The sequence below is a fragment of the Tychonema sp. LEGE 06208 genome (assembly GCF_015207505.1).
Lineage (GTDB): Bacteria > Cyanobacteriota > Cyanobacteriia > Cyanobacteriales > Microcoleaceae > Microcoleus.
Genome location: NZ_JADEWT010000043.1, coordinates 40,671 through 47,164 on the forward strand (window position 1 = coordinate 40,671; position 6,494 = coordinate 47,164).

Sequence of the window (6,494 nt, forward strand, 5' to 3'; positions counted from 1 at the left end):
TTAGATGTTAAATATTACAAGTATCAAAGCGATAGAATAGATACCCTCTCCTACCATTCAACCAACCAATCCTACCTCGCGGGAGTTGTCCTGGTGTTTTGGTGTCAAATTTTAAATCTTCATACAACAACCAGTTATTCTGTACACCCCAAAACCAGTTATTCTGTACACGCCAACCTACCCGATCGCCAAAAGCTGCCCAAATTTTCCGATCGTATTCTCTGCTTCCCCCCAGACTTTCATAGATGCGTTTCTGCACCGAAAAGCCGAAACGTCCGTTACTGTATTTTACCCAAAGTTGGTCAATAGTTCGTAAGTCTTCACAGGGAAATCGATCGATATCTTCACCCCTCAGCCAGCCATCCTTTGTTCTCCTCGCTACCTCCAGCATTTTTATTGCCGTTTCCCCATCCGCCTCTTGCCATTTTCCGCTAGCAAACAGCCGATCGAGGTTGCGATAATCCACTCCTTTTGCTGAAATCAATTTTACAGGTTGTGGCGGTGGCTGCGGGCTAGGAATCGTTGGTGAAACACCCCCTCTTTGCCCCCGATTGCCGGGGGATTGGGGAAGCATAGCCAACCATTTTTGAACCGACTGAGGGCGCTTTGTCTCATCCATTTCCATCCCTTTCATAATTGCTCGATTCACCCCATCGCTAATATTAGGATTAATCTGAAACGGCGGCTTTAAAGGATCATTGAAAGCCCTCATAAATGCAGCAGTTGGTGGTGTTTTCGTTAGCAAATAGTATAGCGTTGCTGCCAGAGCATAAACATCTGTGTACTCAGCAAATCTGCCCATTTCCCCGTACTGTTCGGGAGGCGCAAAACCATGTGTTAATCCCAAAGTCATTTGTTGAGTGCGATCGGGAATAAAACCCCGTGCCAAACCAAAGTCAATCAAAACTGCATCAAAATTGTCGCGTACCATAATATTTTGTGGCTTGATATCCCGGTGTAGCAAACCTTTTTCGTGAACAACTATTACGGCTTCTCCTGCTTTGCGGATGTAGTTTAAAGCTTCGGTTTCCCACAGGATACCGCGCTTTTCTACCAATTTCCACAAATCTTCCCCTGCCACATATTCCATCGCAATACAGGGCAAATCACCATCAATGAAATAGTTGTCTATTTGCACAATATTGGGATGTTTGCACAAAGATAGCAGTAGCGCCTCATCCCGGAATTTGTCCCGAAACCAGGCAAAATTTCGATCGCTCAATAATTCATCTTTCAGCGTTTTGATGACAACCCGCTGCCTGTTTTGCGCCTTCTGCGCTAGGTACGTGACCCCAAAGCCGCCCTCACCTAACTTGCCTTCAATGATATACCGATCGCCATTTAAGCGCTGCCCCGGTGTCCAAATCATTCCCCTCACCGCCAACCAATATTAATTTTTATCTCGGCCTAGCCTGTATTTTAACTGTATTTTCTAAGTGCGGTTTAGTTCCACGGGCCCAACTTCAGTTCGCCTTCCCGGTGATGGTTGGCTTTTAGTTCGATCGCCCTTTTCCGACATAATTCGATCGACAAATTCGCAGCAATCTCATTAAGAATCCTAAATCCCAAAACCTGTTTACCCAAACAGACCCTTTCTATGGCAACCTAAAAAACAGCAGACACAATTTTATAGACCTTCGTAACAAAACTCTACCAATCAACTATGCAAACTCTGCCGAATCCAACCAAAACCCCCAACCCTCAGCCGATTTTCGACACCAGCATCAAACGCCGCAAAACCCGTCCCGTCAAAGTCGGCAGCATCACCATCGGCGGAGGCAACCCAGTCGTCGTACAATCGATGATTAACGAAGACACCCTCGACATCGACGGTTCAGTCGCAGGAATTCGGCGATTGCACGAGATTGGCTGCGAAATCGTCCGCGTTACCGTGCCCAGCATGGCCCACGCCAAAGCTTTAGCCGAAATCAAGCAAAAATTGCAAGCAACCTACCAAGCCGTGCCCCTGGTTGCCGATGTCCACCACAACGGCATGAAAATTGCCCTGGAAGTAGCCAAACACGTAGACAAAGTGAGAATCAATCCCGGACTTTACGTGTTCGAGAAGCCGAAAGCCGACAGAACCGAATACACTGACGCGGAATTCGCGGAAATTGGCGAAAAAATCCGCGAAACCCTGGAACCTCTGGTGATTTCCCTGCGCGATCAAGGTAAAGCTTTGCGAATCGGTGTCAATCACGGTTCCCTCGCCGAACGGATGCTGTTTACCTACGGCGACACCCCCGAAGGCATGGTAGAATCCGCCCTAGAATTTATCAGAATTTGCGAATCCCTCGACTTCCGCAACATCGTGATTTCGCTGAAAGCCTCCCGCGCGCCGGTGATGGTGGCTGCTTACCGCTTGATGGCGCACCGGATGGACGAACTGGGCATGGATTACCCGCTGCATTTGGGCGTTACGGAAGCTGGCGATGGCGAATACGGCCGCATTAAATCCACGGCTGGCATCGCCCCGCTGTTGGCTGACGGCATCGGCGACACTATCCGCGTCTCGCTGACAGAGGCCCCAGAAAAGGAAATTCCTGTCTGCTACAGCATTCTGCAAGCCTTGGGATTGCGGAAAACGATGGTTGAGTATGTCGCTTGTCCTTCCTGTGGCCGCACATTGTTTAATTTAGAGGAAGTCTTGCACAAAGTGAGAGAGGCGACGAAGCATCTCACTGGTTTGGATATAGCAGTAATGGGCTGTATTGTCAATGGGCCTGGAGAAATGGCTGATGCTGACTACGGCTATGTCGGGAAGCAACCGGGTTATATTTCTCTGTACCGCGGCCGGGATGAAATTAAGAAGGTTCCTGAGTCTCAGGGTGTGGCAGAATTGATTGATTTGATTAAGTCGGACGATCGCTGGGTTGAACCTGAGTAGGTTTGGGGCGGGCACGATGGGATTGGTGTCAACACAGAGACTGCAACTTTTGAAAAATCTCGCTTCTATCTGAGGCCAGATCCCCCCTTAGCTTGCCCCCTACTCCCCCGGATAGTCGGGGGGGACAAGAGCGATCGAAGTCCCCCTAGCCCCCTTTAAGAAGAGGGGGGGGACAAGAAAGTCTTCTCAAAGTCCCCCGACTATCCGGGGGATTTAGGGGGATCGAGACTTGTGCAGCAGATATACAAAGGATTCTAGGCATTGGCAAATCAACTTCCTACACCCGCGTCCGCATTCAGGCGCGGCGGCCTCGGCTTCGGGAATACAACTCGGCAAAGTTGAATAAATATGTATCCAAAATCCGACCAAGCCTTGCCTGTGTTAGATTGGGCGTGATTATTCTGAAATCTTTTGCTCCGGCGCGTCAGACAAATGGTTATAACAAAACGAGGGCTTATTCTAAGTGCTGCAGCAGTTGCACTCACTGCTGTAACTCTTGTGAACACTGGTTGCAGTTCTAAATCTCTGGCTTCTTTTCGGGGAAGTCCTAAAGAATTGGTTGATGAAGTTTGGCAGATTATTGACAAAAGTTATGTTGATGGCACTTTTAACCAGGTTGACTGGAAAGCGGTGCGAAATGATTATTTGAACCGCACTTATACCAGCGACGATGAAGCTTACAAAGCAATTCGGGAAATGCTGAAGAAGCTGGACGATCCTTATACGCGGTTTATGGATCCTGAAGAGTTCAAAAATATGCAGGTGGAAACTTCTGGGGAATTGACAGGAGTTGGGATTCAGTTGACTCAAGATGAGAAAACTAAAAAATTGGTGGTGATTTCGCCGATCGAGGATACCCCTGCTTTTACTGCTGGTATTCTGGCAAAAGATATCATTACTAAGATTGACGGCAAAACCACTGAAGGTATGGATACGAATCAAGCGGTAACTTTGATTCGCGGCCCGGTAAATAGTAATGTGACTCTGACTATCTTGCGGGACAAAAAGGAAATTGATTTTAAGCTCAAGCGCGCTAAAATTGAAATTCATCCGGTGCGACATTCGGTGCAGAAAAGCCCGATCGGCGAAATCGGCTACATTCGCTTAAATCAGTTTAGTGCGAATGCTGCATCGGAAATGCGATCGGCAATGAAGGATTTGGAACAGAAAAAGGTGACAGGCTATATCCTAGACTTGCGTTCCAATCCGGGCGGGTTGCTGTACGGAAGTATTGAAATTGCTCGGATGTGGCTCAAGGAAGGTACGATCGTTTCGACTGTCGATCGAGTCGGGGAGGCCGACAGACAAACTGCAAACAAGGGAGAGATTACTGATAAACCCTTGGTTGTACTCGTAGACGGCGGTTCAGCCAGTGCTAGCGAGATTTTATCCGGTGCTTTGCAAGACAACAAACGCGCGGTTTTGGTGGGCACAAAGACTTTTGGTAAGGGTTTGGTGCAGTCGGTACGCGGGGTGGGAAATGGTTCGGGTTTGGCGGTGACAATTGCCAAATATTTTACTCCCAACGGCACTGATATCAATCACATGGGAATTAAACCGGATTTTGTGATTGAACTCACCGACGCTCAAAAACAGGAGTTGAGGCGCGATCGCGATAAAATTGCTACGACGGCAGATCCGCAATACGCGAAGGCTTTAGAAGTTTTGACAAAAGAAGTTACTGGCAAAACAGGGAACGACAAAGCTCAGGTGAAACCCAATTCTGCGTCGCCAAAACCGACTACCGCGCAGGTAAAACCGAGTGCAGCACCTTCTAAATCTAAGTAGTTTTTAGTCACCAACAAAAACTCCATCAAAGAAGGACTAAAGTCCTCACTACAAACCTGGTTCGTAGTGAGGACTTTAGTCCTTCAAGTTTATTTATTGCGGCTGACATTTTCCCGCGCGAATTAAACCGATGCGTCGGGCGATCGCATCTTCTGCAGAATCGTAAGGGCCCCACTTGTCTATAATAGTAGGGTCTTGTTCTTCGATTTGGGTGATCTTTTGTGAGGGCTCCGCCAACGGCAAAATCTCGCAATTACCGGCCAGACGTTTGACAATATAATATTTTGGTGTTGGTGTCATAGCTAAATTCGTCAGACAAAAGCTGGATACTAACGAAGCAATTCACTGATTGTATCAAATAGAGATCCGCTTTCAACCGGGCAATTAATAAGAATTAAAAAAAACTAACACTTTCGGGAGATGCCGCCAAATTTATCTACTATCAAAATACAAGCATTTGTCTGAACAGTACATCCAAATATTTCCGAAATACAAAAACCTACTCATCTATACAAAAAAAAATGCAATTTGTCCCCAAAACAATCTCCGAAAATCAACCAGAAATCATCCCAATTAAAGAATCCCCGCCGCCAGAACTTGTGACTTTCGATGTCAGCGGGATGAAATGTGCCGGCTGCGCCAAAGCAGTTGAACGCCAACTCATGCAGCATTCAGGTGTAATTTCAGCTTGCGTTAACTTAGCAGTAGAAGTTGCAACGGTTGAATGCCAACCGGGGGCTGTCGATGCAGAAGCTTTAGCAAAAAAGTTGACTGATAATGGATTTCCCTCTGTGTCTCGGTTAGGTGGAAATCAGCAAGAAGCCGAAGCGGCAACAGTTGAACGGCGGCGGCAAGAAATTCGACAGCAAATCAATCAATTGTCGATCGCCCTTATCCTAATTATTCTATCCGGTTTAGGTCACATACTCGGCACCAAAGCCCCAATTCTCAGCAACATCTGGTTTCACTGGGGACTCGCCACCCTCGCATTGCTGCTACCTGGCCGCCCGATTATCGTTGACGGCTGCCGCAGTTTGTGGCGAAACGCACCCAACATGAATACTTTAGTAGCTTTAGGCGCTGTCACAGCTTACACCGCTAGCAACGCGGCGCTGCTGTTTCCGCAGATGGGATGGGAGTGCTTTTTTGACGAACCAGTGATGCTGCTGGGCTTTATTTTGTTGGGTAAAACTCTCGAACAGCAAGCCAGACGGCGCGCTGCATCAGCTTTGCAAGCTTTAATCGCATTGCAGCCGGCAACAGCCCGCTTAGTTGATTTTAAACTGCCGATTTTAAATTTAGACTCGGAAGAATTGCCCCCAAACTCGACATCTCAACTCTACAATCCACAATACATTGAAATTCCAGCCGATCGCGTCCGAGTCGGAGAATGGCTGCAAGTTTTACCAGGGGAAAAAATTCCCGTAGACGGCGAAGTCTGCGAAGGTAAAACAACTGTAGATGAATCGATGTTGACTGGCGAATCGATGCCTGTTTTGAAACAACCAGGAGATACAGTCGCAGCGGGAACTATCAATAAATCCGGCGCAATTGTGATGCGCGCAACTCGCACCGGTCAAGAAACAACTGTAGCTCAAATGGTGGCTTTGGTGCAAGCAGCCCAAACTCGCAAAGCGCCGATTCAAAATTTAGCTGATACTGTCGCCGGATATTTTGTATATGGGGTTATGGCGATATCGGCTTTAACTTTCCTATTTTGGTATTTTGCCGGAACTCATATTTGGCCTTCTGTGCTTTTAGAACACGATATGGGGCATGGGGCATCGGGCATGGGGCATGGGGCATAGGGCATAGGGCA

The 6,494-nt window shown here is 47.6% G+C and carries 5 protein-coding genes and 1 pseudogene; 3 read left to right on the plus strand and 3 right to left on the minus strand.

The annotated features are described in order from the left end of the window. Positions 1–7: 7 nt before the first annotated feature. Both IQ263_RS13480 and IQ263_RS13485 read right to left on the minus strand, forming a co-directional pair. Positions 8–1,369 carry a serine/threonine-protein kinase gene (locus tag IQ263_RS13480; RefSeq protein ID WP_194067869.1) on the minus strand — a complete coding sequence of 454 codons (1,362 nt, stop codon included), beginning with the start codon at positions 1,367–1,369 and terminating at the stop codon, positions 8–10. Between the two features lie 74 nt (positions 1,370–1,443). Beyond that, the gene (locus IQ263_RS13485) at positions 1,444–1,584 is read right to left on the minus strand and encodes a hypothetical protein (protein ID WP_194067870.1); all 141 of its coding nucleotides are present in this window, start codon (positions 1,582–1,584) and stop codon (positions 1,444–1,446) included. A 79-nt stretch (positions 1,585–1,663) separates the two neighbouring features. On the opposite strand from IQ263_RS13485, the gene ispG reads away from it, so the two are divergent. Next, positions 1,664–2,887: a (E)-4-hydroxy-3-methylbut-2-enyl-diphosphate synthase gene (gene ispG, locus IQ263_RS13490; RefSeq protein WP_194067871.1), complete on the plus strand. Its 1,224-nt coding sequence runs from the start codon at positions 1,664–1,666 to the stop codon at positions 2,885–2,887. Between the two features lie 432 nt (positions 2,888–3,319). After that, complete coding sequence (gene ctpC / locus IQ263_RS13495) at positions 3,320–4,675, plus strand: carboxyl-terminal processing protease CtpC (RefSeq protein ID WP_194067872.1); 1,356 nt, start codon at positions 3,320–3,322, stop codon at positions 4,673–4,675. A 93-nt stretch (positions 4,676–4,768) separates the two neighbouring features. Here ctpC and IQ263_RS13500 read toward each other — a convergent pair whose 3' ends face one another. Then, entirely contained in the window at positions 4,769–4,975 is a 207-nt protein-coding gene (locus IQ263_RS13500; protein WP_194067873.1) for a DDE transposase family protein, read from the minus strand. Between the two features lie 221 nt (positions 4,976–5,196). On the opposite strand from IQ263_RS13500, the pseudogene IQ263_RS13505 reads away from it, so the two are divergent. Beyond that, positions 5,197–6,474: pseudogene (locus IQ263_RS13505) on the plus strand (heavy metal translocating P-type ATPase); the annotation flags it as partial. Between the last annotated feature and the right edge of the window lie 20 nt (positions 6,475–6,494).